Source organism: Gardnerella lacydonensis, assembly GCF_048545055.1.
Lineage (GTDB): Bacteria > Actinomycetota > Actinomycetes > Actinomycetales > Bifidobacteriaceae > Bifidobacterium > Bifidobacterium vaginale_C.
In genome coordinates this window covers 95,795-113,227 of record NZ_JBKQXT010000001.1, presented here as the reverse complement: position 1 = coordinate 113,227, position 17,433 = coordinate 95,795, and the positions used below count along the sequence as shown (strand labels likewise).

The 17,433-nt window shown below is 37.7% G+C and carries 13 protein-coding genes; 8 read left to right on the top strand and 5 right to left on the bottom strand.

The annotated features are described in order from the left end of the window. The first annotated feature begins 6 nt into the window (after positions 1-6). The 3 genes from ACJV45_RS00470 to ACJV45_RS00460 all read left to right on the top strand — a co-directional run bounded on the left by ACJV45_RS00470 (position 7) and on the right by ACJV45_RS00460 (position 3,193). Positions 7-1,533 (top strand): aggregation-promoting factor C-terminal-like domain-containing protein, encoded by a 1,527-nt coding sequence (locus ACJV45_RS00470; protein WP_419397389.1) that lies wholly within the window; start codon positions 7-9, stop codon positions 1,531-1,533. 3 nt (positions 1,534-1,536) lie between these two features. Then, the gene (gene rsmA, locus ACJV45_RS00465) at positions 1,537-2,427 is read left to right on the top strand and encodes a 16S rRNA (adenine(1518)-N(6)/adenine(1519)-N(6))-dimethyltransferase RsmA (RefSeq protein WP_016822568.1); all 891 of its coding nucleotides are present in this window, start codon (positions 1,537-1,539) and stop codon (positions 2,425-2,427) included. A gap of 142 nt (positions 2,428-2,569) precedes the next feature. Then, positions 2,570-3,193: a LytR C-terminal domain-containing protein gene (locus ACJV45_RS00460; protein ID WP_004120244.1), complete on the top strand. Its 624-nt coding sequence runs from the start codon at positions 2,570-2,572 to the stop codon at positions 3,191-3,193. A gap of 84 nt (positions 3,194-3,277) precedes the next feature. Here ACJV45_RS00460 and ACJV45_RS00455 read toward each other — a convergent pair whose 3' ends face one another. After that, positions 3,278-4,747 (bottom strand): CCA tRNA nucleotidyltransferase, encoded by a 1,470-nt coding sequence (locus ACJV45_RS00455; RefSeq protein ID WP_004120242.1) that lies wholly within the window; start codon positions 4,745-4,747, stop codon positions 3,278-3,280. Between the two features lie 42 nt (positions 4,748-4,789). On the opposite strand from ACJV45_RS00455, the gene ACJV45_RS00450 reads away from it, so the two are divergent. The 5 genes from ACJV45_RS00450 (at position 4,790) to trxB (ending at position 13,342) form a co-directional block, all read left to right on the top strand. After that, positions 4,790-5,554, top strand: a complete 765-nt coding sequence (locus tag ACJV45_RS00450; protein ID WP_004114048.1) for an NUDIX domain-containing protein — start codon at positions 4,790-4,792, stop codon at positions 5,552-5,554. Further along, positions 5,547-7,970, top strand: a complete 2,424-nt coding sequence (locus tag ACJV45_RS00445) for a DUF6049 family protein (protein ID WP_419397388.1) — start codon at positions 5,547-5,549, stop codon at positions 7,968-7,970. Before ACJV45_RS00450 ends, ACJV45_RS00445 begins: the two co-directional genes overlap by 8 nt. Next, entirely contained in the window at positions 7,967-9,754 is a 1,788-nt protein-coding gene (gene murJ, locus ACJV45_RS00440; protein WP_019261741.1) for a murein biosynthesis integral membrane protein MurJ, read from the top strand. Before ACJV45_RS00445 ends, murJ begins: the two co-directional genes overlap by 4 nt. 125 nt (positions 9,755-9,879) lie before the next feature. Further along, positions 9,880-12,363, top strand: coding sequence for a protein kinase family protein (locus ACJV45_RS00435; protein ID WP_419397387.1), 2,484 nt, complete (start codon positions 9,880-9,882; stop codon positions 12,361-12,363). Between the two features lie 37 nt (positions 12,364-12,400). Continuing rightward, positions 12,401-13,342 (top strand): thioredoxin-disulfide reductase, encoded by a 942-nt coding sequence (gene trxB / locus ACJV45_RS00430; RefSeq protein ID WP_004574416.1) that lies wholly within the window; start codon positions 12,401-12,403, stop codon positions 13,340-13,342. A gap of 88 nt (positions 13,343-13,430) precedes the next feature. On the opposite strand, the gene ACJV45_RS00425 is transcribed toward trxB, so the two are convergent. The 4 genes from ACJV45_RS00425 to ACJV45_RS00410 all read right to left on the bottom strand — a co-directional run bounded on the left by ACJV45_RS00425 (position 13,431) and on the right by ACJV45_RS00410 (position 17,344). After that, complete coding sequence (locus tag ACJV45_RS00425; RefSeq protein WP_116692403.1) at positions 13,431-14,711, bottom strand: ParB/RepB/Spo0J family partition protein; 1,281 nt, start codon at positions 14,709-14,711, stop codon at positions 13,431-13,433. After that, positions 14,711-15,661 (bottom strand): ParA family protein, encoded by a 951-nt coding sequence (locus ACJV45_RS00420; RefSeq protein WP_176605149.1) that lies wholly within the window; start codon positions 15,659-15,661, stop codon positions 14,711-14,713. The genes ACJV45_RS00425 and ACJV45_RS00420 overlap by 1 nt, the downstream gene beginning before the upstream one ends. A gap of 298 nt (positions 15,662-15,959) precedes the next feature. Further along, positions 15,960-16,670: a 16S rRNA (guanine(527)-N(7))-methyltransferase RsmG gene (gene rsmG / locus ACJV45_RS00415; RefSeq protein ID WP_004574413.1), complete on the bottom strand. Its 711-nt coding sequence runs from the start codon at positions 16,668-16,670 to the stop codon at positions 15,960-15,962. A 116-nt stretch (positions 16,671-16,786) separates the two neighbouring features. Continuing rightward, positions 16,787-17,344 (bottom strand): Jag family protein, encoded by a 558-nt coding sequence (locus ACJV45_RS00410; RefSeq protein ID WP_419397386.1) that lies wholly within the window; start codon positions 17,342-17,344, stop codon positions 16,787-16,789. Between the last annotated feature and the right edge of the window lie 89 nt (positions 17,345-17,433).

The following is a 17,433-nucleotide window of genomic DNA, read 5'->3' as shown; positions in this document are numbered from 1 at the left end:
GGTTGAATGGCACGCAGATGGACGCCTCAAAGGTTTGTTGTAATGAGAAGAATACGCATCCTTGTATGCGTTTTGGCTCTTATTATTTCAAGCACTGGAATTTTTACTCTTTCTGCGCGCAAATCTGTAGCTCTAATTGTCAATGGTAAAACAAGAATTGTTACAACCTATGCGTCTACTGCACAAAGACTTCTGCAGGAACAAAAAATACCTGTTAAAACGCATGATCAAGTTATTAGCACTTCGGGAGAAATTCTTGCAGATCACACAACTGTAACTGTTAGGAGCGCTTACCAAACTTCTGTAACAGTAGATGGCATAACAATACCATTTTGGACTGTTGCAACCAGCGTAGATCAACTAATTGGATTCTTCCAAGCAAATGCAGATCATGCTGCAAAAATCACAGTAAATTTGCAAAATATTTACGACAAACTCACTGGAGGATTGTCTATTAACAAAAAAGGACCTGTAGAGGTTATTTGCGATGGCAAATCTAGGATAGCGCCAGATGGGACACTTCCAGCAAGTTCTATTCTCGATTCTCTAGGAATCGTTTTGGGAAAAGAAGATAGAGTTACCGTAAGCGAAAATGGATCACAAACCGTATTACGCATTCTTCGCGTAACGCATGGAAAAGAATCTAGAAATGTCATCATTCCTTTTGACACTAGAACGATAAATGATCCAAATTTGCCATCTGGAGTGAGAGTTGTTAGACAATCTGGCATAAATGGCGAACGCACAGACTTATACAATGTGACTTATGTTGACGGTAAAGCAGAAAGCTCTGTATTAATAAAACAAAACGTGATTACTCCTGCAACAGATCAGATTGTTGCTGTAGGTAGCAAACCTAATCCTCAAACCCCTAAGCAGAATAAGCAAAGTAGTAACAACACTAACGGAAAGACTTCACAAAAACCTTCTAGTAATACTAATTTGAATAAAACTAACACTAAACAAGAAACAAAACCACAAGAATCTAAAAAACCTTCTCAAAATAGTCAATCCCAACAAAGTGTGCAAAATTCTCAAAACCAGAACAATAGTAATTCACAAAATCAGCTTCAACCTAATGCGAATAATCAGCAAAATCCTTCTTCCTCTTCTCAAACACAAGCACCTGCAGCATCACAGCCAGCACCACAAACACCAGCTCCCGCTCCTTCAGCACCACCGGCACCTGCTCCACCAGCCAACAATCCCAATGGCATGGTTCACGCCAGTCCTGAGCAAGCAAAACTATATGCTCAAGCTGCATGTGCTCAAATTGGTTGGACTGGCGCAATGTGGGAAGATCTTGTTAAATTGTGGACAAGAGAATCTCACTGGCGTTGGAACGCAGAAAATAAAAGCTCTGGCGCATACGGAATACCACAATCTCTTCCAGCAAACAAAATGGCGAGCGCAGGAGCAAATTGGCACGAAGATGCATCAATACAAATAACGTGGGGAATTAATTACATTAAAAGCAAATACGGGAATCCTAGCGAAGCATGGAAGCATTCAGAAAAGTTTAGATGGTATTAAAGTTTGGATGGTATTAAATTGACAGAAAATAATATTAGTGAGCAAGAAGGCTCTCTTCTTGGAGCCGCTGACATTCGTAGGATTGCAGCAGAAGAGGGTATTACTCCTACTAAAAAATTCGGTCAAAATTTCGTTATTGACCCTGGTACGGTTAAGAAAATCGTTGCTGCATCAAAAATTAATTCATGTGATTACGTTATGGAAGTAGGTCCAGGTCTTGGATCTTTAACACTTGCTATTTTGCAAACTGGAGCAAATCTTACGGCTGTAGAAATAGATCCTCCGCTTGCTAAACGTTTGCCTAGTACCGTTAGAGAATTTATGCCTAACGCCTTGGAACGATTTAATGTGATTCTTAAAGACGCGCTCGAATTAAACGCTCAAGACGTTCCAAATTTAGCAAATGCACAACACTTTACTCTTGTTGCTAATCTTCCTTATAATGTTGCAACCCCTATTATTCTTACTCTTCTTGAAAAGTTTAATAATCTTACGAGTTTCCTTGTAATGGTTCAAAAAGAGGTGGCAGATCGCCTCTGCGCTCAACCAGGCACAAAAACATATGGAACTCCAAGCGTAAAGTTGGCTTGGTATGGCGAATCTCAAAAAGCTGGTTTAATTGGTAGAAATGTATTCTGGCCTGCTCCAAATGTTGATTCTGCTCTCGTTTATTTTGAAAGAAACAACGCGATAAGAGAAGATGATCAAGAGCGAGAAAAAGTGTTTAAAATTATTGATGCAGCGTTCCAACAAAGAAGAAAAACACTGCATTCCGCTCTTAAAGGCATTATTTCTAATGAATCGTACGATATTGCTGGAATAGACCCAACTAGGCGTGGAGAGACCCTTACATGCGCAGAATTCTTGGCTCTTTATAAGGCTTCACAGATATGAATTATTTTTAAAAACACAGTCATACATAGTAAGTAAAATTGCTAGTATTGTTTTGTGCATAAAACATTATGATTTTATGCACAATTGCAAGTCTCGTACAATAAGATACGCAACAGAAACATAGTACAGATCGGAAGTTAGCATGACGCAATTTTACGACGAGCGACTGGCGCGCAGAGAGTTCATGTACCAAAAGAAACGATTTGTACTTACTACTGTTGGAATTTGTGTTGGAGCAGCGTTTCTTCTTGCTGTTCTAGTGCAATGCCATGTATTTGGTATTGCTGCCCCTAAAACTCCAGAAATCGACCCAAATTATGGAGTTCAAGCGCCTTGCCCTACAAAAAATAAAGATGAGAATAAGGCTACTTATATCGATAATCGTGCTGTTCCTATTCGAGTACTAAACGGAACAAAATTCCGTGGATTCGCAAGAGCAGTAGGAGAAGGACTAAGAAACCGCGGTTTTAACCTGATCGAAGTTGGAAATAGCGAAAAAAGTGTAAAACGCACAACAATCTACTTTGGTAAGCAATCAATTAATGAAGCTTATACTTTAGCTGCTAACTTTAAAGACGCTATTTTGCGAATGGACGATAGACAAGATAAGCTAATTGACGTGGTTTTAGGTGCAACATTCAACAATCTTAAACCTAAGACTGATGTTCCTGCAGCAGGTGCAACAATAGCGGAAATAAAAGGATGCGCTGATTTTAACTCTATGAAAAATCTTCCAAAATCCGCAAATCATAATCCAGTTCAATAAGTTTTATTCAACTACATGATGTTAAATCAAGGATGTTAAATAAAGCAAAATAAAGTTTGAATGATAAAACTTTACTTATTTAAGCTATTTATTTAAGCTGGAATACCACTTCTTTAATTCTTCAACAGCAATATCGTGATCTACTGGACCGTTATCAAGGCGATAATCCAACATATGCTTATATGCTTTACCAACAATAGGACCAGGTTTCAAATCAAGCAATTGCATAATCTCATTGCCATCTAGGTCTGGGCGAATCGCGTTAAAATCTTCCTGCTTTTTAAGCTCTTTAACTCGCTCTTCCATCTCATCCATAGCCTGCTCAAACATGAGCGATTTACGCTTGTTCTGTGTAGTTGCATCCGCGCGTGTTAGGCGATTTAATCTCTCATACAAGTGTCCTGAATCCTTAACATATCTGCGTACAGCAGAATCAGTCCAAGGCTCGTCAACATATCCATGGAATCGCAAATGCAGATTCACAAGCTCGCTTACATCATCAATAATATGGTGATCAAAATGAAGAGCTTTCATGCGTTTGCGAGTCATTTTAGCTCCAACAACATCATGATGATGGAAACTTACTTTTCCGCCTTCTTCAAATTTTCTAGTGCGAGGCTTGCCAATATCATGCAAAAGAGCAGCAAGTCTCAAAGTCAAATCAGGTCTAGGAACCGCGCCTTCGTCATCTGTTTCCAAAGCTATTGCTCGTTCAAGAACCATCATTGTATGCTCAAAAACATCCTTATGCCTGTGATGTTCGTCAATTTCTAAGCGCAATGCAGGAATCTCTGGCAAAACCCTATCTGCAATACCAGACTCGACCATAGCTTCAATACCAGCACGAGGATTAGCAGAAAGCAGCATTTTTGTTATTTCATCGCGAACGCGCTCCGCAGAAACAATATCCAACCTAGAAACCATATCTAAAATAGCTTCTGCAGTATTTGCTTCAATAGTGAAACCAAGTTGAGCAACAAAACGAACAGCACGCATCATTCTTAAAGGATCATCGTCAAAAGATTGACGCGGATCTACCGGAGTACGCAGAATACCCTTTGCTAAATCATTCGCTCCACCGAATGGATCTACAAATTCCAAATCTGGAACACGCAAAGCCATTGCGTTCACAGTAAAATCACGCCTAGAAAGATCACCTTCCAAAGTATCGCCATATTTTACTTCTGGTTTCCTAGAATCTGGCTCATAATCATCACATCTGTATGTTGTTATCTCGACTTTTACTTCTGTTCCGTCTTTTCTGCGACGCACAGCTCCAAGCGTGCCAAATTTTCGACCCATATCCCAAAAGCCATCATGCCCCCAACTCCTAAGAATATGCTCAAATTCTTCTGGTTTGGCAGAAGTGCAAAAATCAAGATCGTGCGACGTTCTATGCAACAACATGTCTCGTACAGGACCGCCTACAAGAGCCAGCTCATAATTATGTTTAGCGAATAATCTACCCAACTCCATGGCTTCAGGCCAAACTTCAAAGTTCACAGACACGCTTGGAAACACCCTTTCAACAAAAATCAAACTATATTCCAGCATACCGTTACCCCAATGCACAGCGGATTGAGTAAGGTGGAGTGTATGGTTACCCCAGCAGACTTAAGACGCATGCTCGCCAGAGCCTCGGATAATCATGCCCAAAATACGCCAGATATTCGAGTTACACCACTTGATATCGCTAGGATGAAAAGCAAAATACAGCCTCAACAGGCAGAAGAAGACGAGTCAATTTTCGTTGATATTTCAAGCTTTTCGAGCGATTATCACGTTGAAAATATTCATGTTGATATAACGGAATCTCGCCAACAAATAACATCATTAGAAGCACCTTCTCCGGCTTTAATGCCTCAGAGAAGAGTTAACGACGGTCCTAAAACTTTTGCATCTTTAGATGCTCAAGACTTACCTATTGTGAGAGAATATTCCGCTGGAGGACTAGTTTTTGACACCCTCGGGCGTGTCGCGATTATAGCTCGTCATTCAAGAAGTGGACATATGGAATGGTGCTTGCCGAAGGGTCATATAGAAAAAGGCGAAACTCCTCAGCAAACAGCTGTTAGGGAAATTCATGAGGAAACTGGAATTCTTGGAGAAGTAGTGGATTCTATTGCTACTATTGACTACTGGTTTACTGGAACAAGTCAACGTGTGCATAAGCTAGTTCATCATTTTGCTTTGAAATATGTTAGTGGAGAACTATCTGTTCTTGGAGATCCAGACCATGAGGCAGAAGATGCAATTTGGGTGGACTTCAAAGAGCTTAACGATGTGTTAAGTTATCCTAATGAGCGCAAGATAGCGTGGATGTACGCTAAAAAGGCAAACAGGCGGTCTAATCGTGATTAATGTGATTGATTTTGCAAACAACCAATTACGGGGGTTACAAAAAGTCACTAATAAAATCGCCCGTAAAATGTTTTATTTTAAAAATCCTATTCAATTTTGTTTTAAATTTAGTATTACTTTAATTCTAGTAGTGCTTTCGCTTGTTATTACACCGCTTTATTGTGTTTCAAATACAGCTTTTGCTTACGAAGCATCGCAGAATACAAGCCATTCATCTAATGTAAATCAAGCTTCTGTAAAATATTACGAATCTTATAATTCCAAAGCTAAGGGCATTTCTTTACAAATAGTTAAATCAACTTCAATTCTTACAGACAAAAGCGGATACCATATAACTATTTTGCTTAAAAATACTGGTTCGCAAGATTTTCCAGATGGAAAAATTCAGGTTGCATTTAACCCTTGGTACACGTTTATGTCTAGGACTGATTTGCAAAAATGGAGTCAAGCCGAGTCCAGAATCCCTACTCCTCAGCTAATTGGCGAAGTTAGCGTTCCAGCGCTTGCTCGTGGCAAATCTTATAACGCGCAAATTGATGTTGATTCAAGCAGCCCTAATCTTTCTAACATTCTTTATTGGGGACCAAAGCCTCTTTCTGTAACGTATTCTTCATCGGATTTTAAACATTATTCTTCTGTAAAATCGTTTGTAACACGAGCGAATATTGGCGTTAGAAACATACAAACACCTCCGATTAATGTCACATTGCTTATTCCTATAGTCGCTAAAGCGTCTGACTGGCGTTATGAAATTAACAAGCAGAATATTTCTCCTTCGATGAATATTCCACCTAGCGAATCTAATATTGCTTCTAAAGAGGAATCTAAAGTAGATACTAAAAAAGAAAATTCGGGCAAAACTAACACAAAAACGGTTGCTGGCGACTCTTCCCAAGTAAACAAAGATTTAAACCAATTTAAAGACAATAGAAAAATAAGGTTAAGTAAAAAGAGCATAAAGCATATTGCTTCTTTGATATCTCTTGCACAAAAGCATCCTCGATTACAGACTATAGCAGATTTAAATACTCTTAAATCTTCTGGAATTAGCTTCACTCCTTCTGCATTTATGCAAAATAACGGTTTTGACATAAGTAAATATGCTGAAACAAGTAATTCTTCTTACTACCAATCATCTGGTATTGACGCTGAGTCTTGGAGTGAAGAATCGTCAATTCCAAAAGATCATACAGGTAAAGCGCAAAAATTCGAGTCATACGCTTTTCAAACAGGCGGAAAATGGACCTTAAAGGCACTAGAACAGGCTAAAAGCAATGGTTATAAGACCGTTGTGGCAACAAACGGATTTGATGCTTTAGCACACCGTTTTGCGGTTAAGAATGGCGTGTATGACGTTCAGACTTCTTTTGGAAACGTAAAAGTGCTTTCCTCGCAAGAAACTCTTAGTGATTTGGCAAACGAAAAACCAACAAGTAGTAAGTCAACTGGCGAAAACACTAATGCCGGCAAACTAAACAGGATTGTTGCTCAAAGCGCGTTTTATCAGATGGAACAACCGTATTCTTCAAGACACTTGCTTATAACATTCCACCAAGATACTCCATCTTCTTATATCGATTCTGTTATAAGCAATTTGGAAAAATCTCCGTGGATTTCCCTGCTAGATTTAAGATCTTTATCTAACGCAAAATCTTTTTCTAAAGAATATCTTGGGTACAATCCAGTTCCTAAAGATAGTGCGATATCAAACGAATCTATAATCAATAGAAAGTCAATTCTAAATCAACTATCTTCAGATAGAGAAAATATTAAACAGTTCATAAGTAATATTCTTGACCACGGTGAATTAAATAATCATCACGTTAATGAGTCAGATGTTCAATCTCTTGCAAAACAAAATGCAAAACTGAAAATTAACCAGAACAGTAATATTTGGAGTAAGAATCTTCTTAAACTTTTTGATGCTATGGCTCAACGAGAAGTAAACGATAGTAGACCAAATAATGTTGATTCTAAAGGCACTCATAATCTATCCAAAATTTTGATTTCTGGAATACATATTATTCCTCCAAAAGATGTAACGCTTGTAAGCGAAACGGCAACAATGCCGATTACGATCAGCAATACTAATCCGTACCCTGTTAGCGTATATCTTACTTCTTACACTAATTCGATGGAGATAGTAACTCCTAGAAAAACTCCAGTTAAAATTGCTGCAAATAGTGAAACACAAATTATTTTGCCACTTAGATCTACAACTTCTAGTAAAGTTAGAGCAATTTTCGGGCTAGAAGATAGAAGCCATCGCGCTTTCTACAATCATAAAGAAACAATGATTACAAGCACGCTGCAAATCAGCGATAAAAGCGGTACGATTATTATAATATTTGCCTTCGCGCTTGGAATTTTGGGGCTTTGGAGGCAGTTCCACCGTAAAAAGGATCCAGACGAATGAATTCAGTAGGCCGCAACTCAATCATAATGGCAAGCGGCACGGCAGCTTCAAGAATAACTGGTCAGGTTAGAACTATATTACTTGCTGCAGCCCTCGGCACTACAGGTCTAGCAGCTAATGCATATCAGGCTGGGTCTATGATCCCTCAGCTTATTTATACTCTTGTGTCTGGTGGAATTTTCAATGCTGTTTTAGTTCCACAAATCGTTAAAACTCTGGAAAAACAAGATGCAAAAGATAGGTTAAATAAGCTTATAACCTTTGCGATTATTCTGCTTTTAGGTGTAACAGCTTTAATGGCAATTGCCACACCTGTTTTAACATGGCTTTATGTTGGCTCAAACCAATCCATGATTGCTCTTACTAACGCTTTTACGTTATGGTGCATGCCTCAAATATTTTTCTATGGACTTTACACCGTGCTCGGTCAAGTTTTAGCCGCAAAAGGCAAGTTTGCAATGTACGCTTGGAGTTCCGTTGCAGCAAATATCGTCAGTTGCGTGGGCTTCGGCGTTTTTATTGCAATTTTTGGCAGAGCAAGCAGGCAACCAGTGGGTTTTTGGAACAACACTACGATGCTTCTTACCGCAGGATTTTGGACTTTGGGTGTTGCAGCTCAGGCGCTTGTTTTATTTATTCCTCTTAGAAAAATCGGACTAAGATACAAACCAAGTTTCGGCATTAGCGGCATTGGCTTGCGTTCAATGGGCCCTGTTGCAGCATGGAGTTTTGCAATAGTGGCCGTTAGCCAGCTTTCTACAATGGCAACTACTCACATAACTACAAGTGCTCCTTCTGTAGCAGAAAAAACGTTGGGGTTAAGTCAATTTGATGTTGCTGGAAATGCTACTTTTCAAAATGCATACACAATGTTTATTCTTCCTTATTCGCTTATCGCCGTATCGGTTGCTACCGCTGTTTTTCCTAAAATTTCTAGATCAATAGCAAATCATGACTTATCAACAGTTCGTGTAGATTTAAGCTCTTGTCTTAGAAATGTAAGCATTTTAATGTGCTTCTTTAGTGTTGCTTTTATTGTGATTCCAATGCCTATATCTTTGGCTCTTTTACCTTCAATCAGCATAAAAGAAGCGTATCTTATGGCAAATCCACTTATGATGCTTTCGCTTGGATTGCCTTTATCTAGCGCGTATTTGATTATTCAACGCACATTCTACGCTTTTGAAGACGGTAAACATCCGTTTATGTTTTGTGCAGCACAATTATTTGTGGAACTTATTATTGTATTTTCTTGCATACAATTCCTTCCGCCAAATTATTGGGTTACCGCTTTGGCTGCAGCCGCATCTTTTAGTTATATTCTCACTTTTCCTTCGCTTGTTAAAATGATTAGATCTCGTTTTAACAACGATTTAGACGATAAGCAGCTTGTTATTACGCATCTAAAGGTGCTTGCAGCTTCTATAGTGTCTATTCTTGTTGGAATTTTGTTTAGAGAATTTATTTACAGATGGATTTCTTTAGATTCACCAAACCTTCATGGTGTTAGTCGTTGGTTGCTTGCGATTTTTGTTTGTGCAATTATCACCATTATTTTGGCGATTATTTACATATCTATTTTGTTACTTTTAAGAACAAGTGAACTGGCAGGTCTTATTAATCCAATTCTTAGAAGAATAGGCGTAAAACTGCCATTTTTGTTGAATCTTGAAAACCTCAATAAAAACAATTTAAATAATAAACAGACTAATCATAGTGAAAATAATAAGAATGCACATACTAGGATTATTAGATCGAAAATAAATCAACACAGTGAGCGATAATTAAATCAAGATAATTAAATGCAGTAACTCAGGGCGTTTCACTAGATTCTACAGTTACAATAATTTGTGGGATTTATTATGTAACGCATTATTATTCATTACTCATGTAGGAAGACGGGGAGTAGATGAAACCTCAGTTGGGAGATATTATACTTGATCGCTACGCTTTAGTATCACCTTTGCGCGAAGAAGCGGGTCTTCAAGCATGGCACGCTAGCGATCGTATACTTGCTCGCGATTGTCAACTTTTTATAGTACGCGATTCTCGTTTTCTTCCAGAAGTCAACACTATATCTTCTACTCTTGCTTTGTCTAGAATACGCAAATTTACGCCAGTTTTGAAGCTTCATCATATAGATGATGTCGCGATTATTATAACCGAGCTGGATTCTGGAGTAACTTTAAGCGATTATATGAAGCTACATAGTTCAACACTTAGCTATGAAGCAATACGTTCCATAGTTGCAGAAACAGCTAATGCGCTTAGTAAACTGTTAGCAGACGGAATAACACACTATGCTATTTCTACGAATACTGTAAGGCTTACTGATTCTGGAGTAGAACTGGCAGATGCTCCGATAAGCCCTCTTTTAAAAGATGTGACTATTAAAGATGAAGAGCCAAAAAAGTCAGCAGAAGATGGGGAGTCTGCTGTAGAGTCTACCGACGAAGGTTCAGGTAATGACTTTAACTCTCCTAAAGCTCAAAATAAGAGCATAGAAAATATTGCTACGCATCAGCTTTCGGCATTGCTATATGCTCTACTAACTAGAACAAATTACACTCAGAATAATTCTGTATTTAATCTTTCTAGGCTTACAGATGGAGTGCCTAGTGAATTTTCTATGATTTGTAGAAGAGGACTTTCTTCTACAGAAGATTCCAATATTATACCTATGGCATCAATAGGAGAGCTATTAGCATTACTTGGGTCTTATACTCCTGTTAGAAAACTTTCTGATAAAGATATTATTTTTGATAAAACTACAAGTAAAGCCTCCGTTCAAAATGCATTATTGCTTCCAGAAGACGATAAAAATCTTCTTGATTTTCCAGAAGGATTAGCCCAAAGTGAGGACTTGCTAGAAAATCAATTATCAGAACAGGAATCCAATAACAGTCTTGACTCTGTTGAGAAACTAAATGATAGTAAACAGGGTGAATCCAATAAAAATGTTGGTTTTACAGGCGGACTTTCTGCAGCAGGATCTGGTTTAAAAAATGCTGGAAGGACTATAGGAGCATTAAGTGCTCTTCTTAAAAGAAACAATAAGAACGATTTAGATAATAATTCAGATTCTTCTACAGAAACTGACTCCACTGGAACAGATTATGATTTCCATGATATTGCTGCCGCAGAAATGGCTAATATTTTAGCACCTACGGAACTTGATGCAGATGATTCTATATTCCACAACCTATCTTCCACATACACAAGTTTTCCTAGTTATTCAGAAAACAAGTCTTCTGATGCGCTAAATAATGAAGAAGCAGAAAAATATAACAATATAGAAAACGAATCAGATTCTAAAAACGATTATTCACAAAAAGATAATTTAGCTTCTCCGTTAATGCCTAGAAGATTTGATTTTGAAGACCTTCTCACAGATAACACTAAACACACTGAGCTGATGTCTAGACCACAAAGTTTACCTTTGGAAGCAGAATCAACAGGTAGGGTACCAGTTGTAGATAGTAATGGGCGTTTTATTGCTCCGGGAGAAGAATCTGCACGCGCTTTGCGCGAAGAAGAGTTGGAAAATGGCGACTATGAAGATTATGATGGCAGTTCTTTAAAGTCATCTTATTCTTCAATGCCTCCTAGTTTCCAGCCTCATGAGCGTCAGGAATCTCTGGAGTCCAAGAAGAATTCTGGGCAGAATGGCGTGGATATAGCAGACGCAAAAATTTTTGGCGGTATTTCAACGAAGGTTCTTGCAATCAGTGTTGTTGCAATATTAGTTGTAGTAGTATTCGCATTATCTTTGCATAGTCTTTTTAATTCTCATGATGCTCCTTCTAGTTTTACAAGATCCAACTCGTGGGATTCTCAAAGCGTAGAAAATGTTCCTTTTGGAAGTCAAGGTGTTCTTCCAGAAGATAAAAGTGATTCGCCTAAGAATAAGGCAAAATCTGACTCCAATTCTGTTTCTAAGGCTGATACAAACGCAAAGAAAACCAAATCAAATAAAGAAACCAAATCAAATAAAACTAAGCATAAAAAACTTAATAAGAATAAGAAGGTAAAGCAGGTTCCAAAACCTAAAATGCCTACTAACACTACGCCTTATCCTATAGATGTACAACAATTCTTGGATTACACGGCTAACCAGAGAGGTTATGGCTATTATATGCATTTGGCTCAACCTCAAGAAGCATATCGTTTTGTTGTTTCAATTCGTTCTTCTGGAGGACATGGTTATTTGATCGCGAATTCTAAAAATGATCCTAGTGTTGGAGATAAAGTTGCTGATTTTACCTTTGATGCCAGTGGTGTAACAGATGTAAAGTTCAAAAAACCTATTACGGCACAAGACTTTATTTTGTGGGTTCCAGAGGACTCTATGCCTCAAAACAGCCTATACATTAATTACGTAAAAATTTACTAAATTTTATTAAAATTATTGGGAATATTAGGAATATTTTATGGAAAAACTAAACAAAAAAGTAATAATTATTGGCTCTGGTCCTGCGGGTTATACTGCAGCTTTGTATTTAGCGCGCGCAGGCTACACTCCTTTGGTCATTGCTGGAGCATTAACTCCTGGCGGACAACTCATGAACACTACAGAGGTTGAAAATTATCCAGGATTTGCAGATGGAATACTTGGACCAGATTTAATGGAAGCTATGCAAAAGCAAGCAGAAAAATTTGGAGCACAAATTATATTAAACGATGTCGTGTCTGTAGATTTTAAGGACGATTTGAAGACAGTTACGACAGACGACGGAGAAACTTATACAGCAAATGCAGTAATCATTTCTACCGGCTCTCAAGTGCGAAAATTGGGAGTTCCTGGAGAGCAAGAATACTCTGGACGAGGTGTTTCCTATTGTGCAACTTGTGATGGATTCTTCTTTAGAGGAAAACCAATCGTTGTAGTTGGCGGAGGCGATTCAGCTTTTGAAGAGGCATTGTTCCTAACTAGATTTGGTTCTTCTGTAACATTGATTCATAGGCGCGATTCATTCCGCGCTTCTAAAATCATGATTGATAGAGCTCGCAAAAATGAGAAGATTAAATTTGTTTTGAACTCTGTTGTTCAATCAATAAATGGTTCCAACGAAGACGCTCAGTCTGTAACGGTAAAAAATGTTGTAACAGGAGAAACTCAAGATATTGAAGCATCTGGTATTTTCGTTGCTATTGGTCATCTACCATCAACCTCATTCTTAAATAACTCTATAGCTCTTAACGCAGATGGAACTATTTCAGTACAGGGTGCGTCTACTAAAACGTCTATTCCTGGTGTTTTTGCCGCAGGAGATGTGGTAGACAGCGTTTATAGACAGGCAATATCTGCAGCGGGAATGGGCTGCCGCGCTGCTCTTGATGCTCAAGCTTATTTAAATGATTTAAGCGAATAATAAATTATGTTCCACGTGAAACAAGAAGCCCAGAATTACTTTTAAAGTAATTCTGGGCTTTTCAGTTTATATCGCTAATCTTATATCGCTAATCTTTTTTGTTTACTAAAATGTCAAAAATCCTCTGCATTTCTTCTGGAGATGAAAATACAATTTCGATTCTTCCATGGTTTTCTGTGCCCTTAATTGCAACTTTTGTAGAGAATATATTCTCAAGTTGTTTTCGAATAGGCGAATGAGCCCACTTATTGTTTCTTTGAACCCTATTTCTCTTAGAAGACTCATCACTATTGTCCACTTTAATAGACACAATCTCTTCAGTACTTCTAACAGATAAGCCTTCTGCAATTATTCGTTTTGCCAATGATTCCATTTCTTCAGGTGTAGGCAAAGCAAGAAGTGCGCGAGCATGACCTGCAGAAAGCACACCAGATGCAACATGTTTTTGCACGCTAGCTGGAAGATTTAACAGACGTAAAGTATTTGCTATTTGTGGACGAGATTTAGACACAGATTTTGAAAGTTGAACCTGTGTTAATCCAAAATCATCAATCATCTGAGCATACGCTGCAGCTTCTTCTAAAGGATTTAAAGCAACTCTGTGCAAATTCTCCAAAAGAGCATCTCTAAGCATATTCTCATCAGAAGTTGTTCTAACAATTGCTGGGACTTTTTTAAGACCAGCTAATTGAGTTGCTCTCCATCTGCGCTCACCCATTATTAATTCGTAATGAGCATTATGCGTATCATCTTGATCTACGTTATTAATTTTTCGCACAACAATAGGCTGCAAAACTCCAACTTCTTTGATTGATGCAGCTAATTCTTGAAGCTCTTCTTCATCAAAAATCGTACGCGGTTGGTGAGCATTTGGAACAATATCAGTTGGATCTAAATATGCTAAATAACCACCTTCAACTGGTTTTAATTCTTTATTTTCTGCGTTGTGTTCTTCGTCAATTGTTTTATTAGAAATTTTCTTTTCTTCAATTTTTTGTTTTGAAGACACAAACGTTTTAGATGCAGAATCACCAAAGAAAAAGTCAATTGGTCTAGTTACATCGTCAATTGATGGCATAGAAGATCGCTTTGACGAATGCTTGTTTTTATTAGCAATCGGAGGCACTGTTTCACGTGAAACGGTGGCTTTTTGAACATTATTTTGACCTTCATGTGGAGAAATTGCTTTATCAATACTAGGAACTTTAGTTTCACGTGAAACATCGTTAAAAACATCTTTTTGTATTAATGTTTCATGTGAAACATTTTCATTATTTTTTGCCTCAGCATTAACAAGAGCATTTTCCCCAGGTAGTACAGGAAATAGCGCCCCTAATCCTTTGCCTAAACGAGATTTAGTTGTACTCATTATGCATTACCCTCTCTTTTAGCGTCAATCACAGCTAAAATAGCATCAGACTTATTTGCTATCTCTAACGCAGCTTCTCTATACGACACTGCTCCAGTTCCGTGTGGATCATAAGTTATAACACTTTGATTAAAACTTGGTGCTTCTGGTATTTTGACAGTTCTTGGAATAGTAGTATTTAAAACAATATTTGGATAATGGTTTTTAACTTCTTGGAATACTTCTCTACCAAGAAGAGTTCGTTTATCAAACATCGTTACTAACATTGTTGAAACAACCAACGTAGGATTGTAATGTTGTTGCACTAAGCCAATTGTCCTAATGAGTTGTCCTAATCCTTCTAGTGCATAATATTCCGCTTGGATTGGTATTAGCATTTCATGAGCAGCGCACATTGCATTAATTACTAAAAGACCTAGAGATGGTGGACAATCAATAAACACATAATCGTAATGCTCATTATTATTATCGAGAAACTCATTAACTGCATTTTTAAGAAGATTATTTCTATCTTCCATCTGCGCAACTTCTAGTTCTGCTCCACTTAAATCAATAGAAGCAGGAACAACATCAAGTCCTTCAATATCTGGGCAAGTTTTCTTTACTTCAGAAATAGTTTTTCTTCCCTCGATAACATCATAAACAGAAGGATCTGCTGATGAATGAGGTATATTCATAGCTGTGGAAGCATTACCTTGAGGGTCCATGTCAATCAACAAAACTTTTGAACCACCAATAGCCATAGCTGCAGATAAATTTACAGCCGAACTGGTTTTGCCAACACCACCCTTTTGATTAGCAACAGCAATAAATCGCGTTTCTTTAGGCTTAGGAAAAACTACCCCATCAATGGCATGAAATCGGCTTGATATATTAGCCAATTCACTACCTAAGGAAGATCCAGAATCTCCAAAAATACGCTTAATTGTATCTTCAGCTGACTCCACCATAACTTCATCCACCCCCGACCACCTATGGGAAAATTACCATAATTCAACTAATTTAAACCTTAGTATTTTCAAGTTTCGTTTCTTCTATGGACATAAAACACAGCAAAAAGAGCACAAGTTTCACGTGAAACACGTGCTAAATATAAAAGAAAATAACGAAAAATAGAAAATAAAGTAAACGATTTTATATGTATTTTATACAAATATTTTTACATAAAAATATTTGTTTCACGTAAAACATTTGAAGATTAAAGTTTCACGTGAAACGAATTATTTTATATGTAATTAATAATATGAATTATGCTTTGTCAACTAATACAACGGTTGTAGATTGAAGACCATTTGCAACAGGAGCATCAACAACCCTAGGATTTACACCCTTAGCCTTTTTGATCATTTTTGCGGCTTTCTCAATTTCAGCCTGTGCAGATTTCCCCTTTAACGCAATCAGTTGACCATGTGTATTTAATAGAGGGATAGTCCACCCTGCTAGTTTTGTCATAGGCGCTACAGCTCTACAAGTTACAACGTCAAACGGTGATATATCATGAGATTTTATTTTTTCAATAATTTCATCTGATCTTCCGTGAAAAATAGTGACATTGTCTAATCCCATGAGTTCTACACATTCTTTCAACCAAAGAACGCGTCTTTCCATAGGTTCAATTAATGTTACATCACAATCAGGCAAACATGCTGCTATAACAATACCAGGAAATCCGCCACCACTTCCTACATCTGCTATAGATTTTTTCTTAGAATTTTTAATAGCATCCTTAATAAAAGGGACAACAGCTGCGGAATTTAGTATATGCCTTTCCCAGAGAATACTCATATCTCTAGGTCCAACTAATCCTCTCAGCAAGCCCTCTTTTTGAAGTTTCACGTGAAACATCTTACATTTATCAAGAGCATCACCTAGAACTTCGCTTAGCAATGGCGAATTTTCTAATTCATCAATTGTTTCTTGAGTATTATCTTTATTATCTATATTTAAATTTTCTTCCATACTTCCCCGCACTTATCAAATAAAAAGTAACACAATAAAACATTTTTTGTTTTATTGTGTTACTTTTATAGTGTTTCAACAGCCTCATGCAATCATAAAAATTGCAAAACCTTAAATCAGCCTTCTATATACTCTTCATCAACATCAGCAGCTATATCATCAAGATCTTCATCTTCAACTGCACTTACAGGCATATAAACAGTTACATAACGATGTGGTTCTTCTCCATGAGACCTAGAACGCAGGCCCTCGTCTCGCACAGTGTCATGAATGACTTTACGTTCAAATGAATTCATCGGCTTCAATTCAACTGGATCCCCAGTCTCACGAACCTCATCAACAGCATCCAAAGCAATATCACGCAAATGCTGACGCTTACGCTTAAGGAATCCATCAACATCAACAATTAAATGAGATCTCTCACCAGTTTTTTGTTGAATAGCTAATCGGCTAAGCTGCTGCAATGCGTCAACAACTTCTCCATCCCTACCAATCAAATGCTTAATATCGGAATCATCATCCGCAACAATCTGAATCATCGGTCTATTGTTACGAACACCCATTTCAATATCGCCCTCGTAATCAGCAATATCTAGAAGTCCTTCTAAGTAATCGGCAGCTATATCAGCTTCCTCATTGAGCTGGTCAATGCTTCTAGTTTCGTCTTGCGCCATTTACATACTCCTTAATTGCAATAAATGTCAAGAATCACAATTCTGTCTACAAGTGTAACTGAAGATAAATCCAAAATTACATACTTGCT

Excerpts from the sequence above, each read along its gene's own strand:
- ACJV45_RS00470 (WP_419397389.1), top strand. The coding sequence starts at position 7 with ATGGCACGCAGATGGACGCCTCAAAGGTTTGTTGTAATGAGAAGAATA.
- ACJV45_RS00460 (WP_004120244.1), top strand. The coding sequence starts at position 2,570 with ATGACGCAATTTTACGACGAGCGACTGGCGCGCAGAGAGTTCATGTAC.
- ACJV45_RS00455 (WP_004120242.1), bottom strand. The coding sequence starts at position 4,747 with ATGCTGGAATATAGTTTGATTTTTGTTGAAAGGGTGTTTCCAAGCGTG.
- ACJV45_RS00450 (WP_004114048.1), top strand. The coding sequence starts at position 4,790 with ATGGTTACCCCAGCAGACTTAAGACGCATGCTCGCCAGAGCCTCGGAT.
- murJ (WP_019261741.1), top strand. The coding sequence starts at position 7,967 with ATGAATTCAGTAGGCCGCAACTCAATCATAATGGCAAGCGGCACGGCA.
- ACJV45_RS00435 (WP_419397387.1), top strand. The coding sequence starts at position 9,880 with ATGAAACCTCAGTTGGGAGATATTATACTTGATCGCTACGCTTTAGTA.
- trxB (WP_004574416.1), top strand. The coding sequence starts at position 12,401 with ATGGAAAAACTAAACAAAAAAGTAATAATTATTGGCTCTGGTCCTGCG.
- ACJV45_RS00425 (WP_116692403.1), bottom strand. The coding sequence starts at position 14,711 with ATGAGTACAACTAAATCTCGTTTAGGCAAAGGATTAGGGGCGCTATTT.
- ACJV45_RS00420 (WP_176605149.1), bottom strand. The coding sequence starts at position 15,661 with ATGGTGGAGTCAGCTGAAGATACAATTAAGCGTATTTTTGGAGATTCT.
- rsmG (WP_004574413.1), bottom strand. The coding sequence starts at position 16,670 with ATGGAAGAAAATTTAAATATAGATAATAAAGATAATACTCAAGAAACA.
- ACJV45_RS00410 (WP_419397386.1), bottom strand. The coding sequence starts at position 17,344 with ATGGCGCAAGACGAAACTAGAAGCATTGACCAGCTCAATGAGGAAGCT.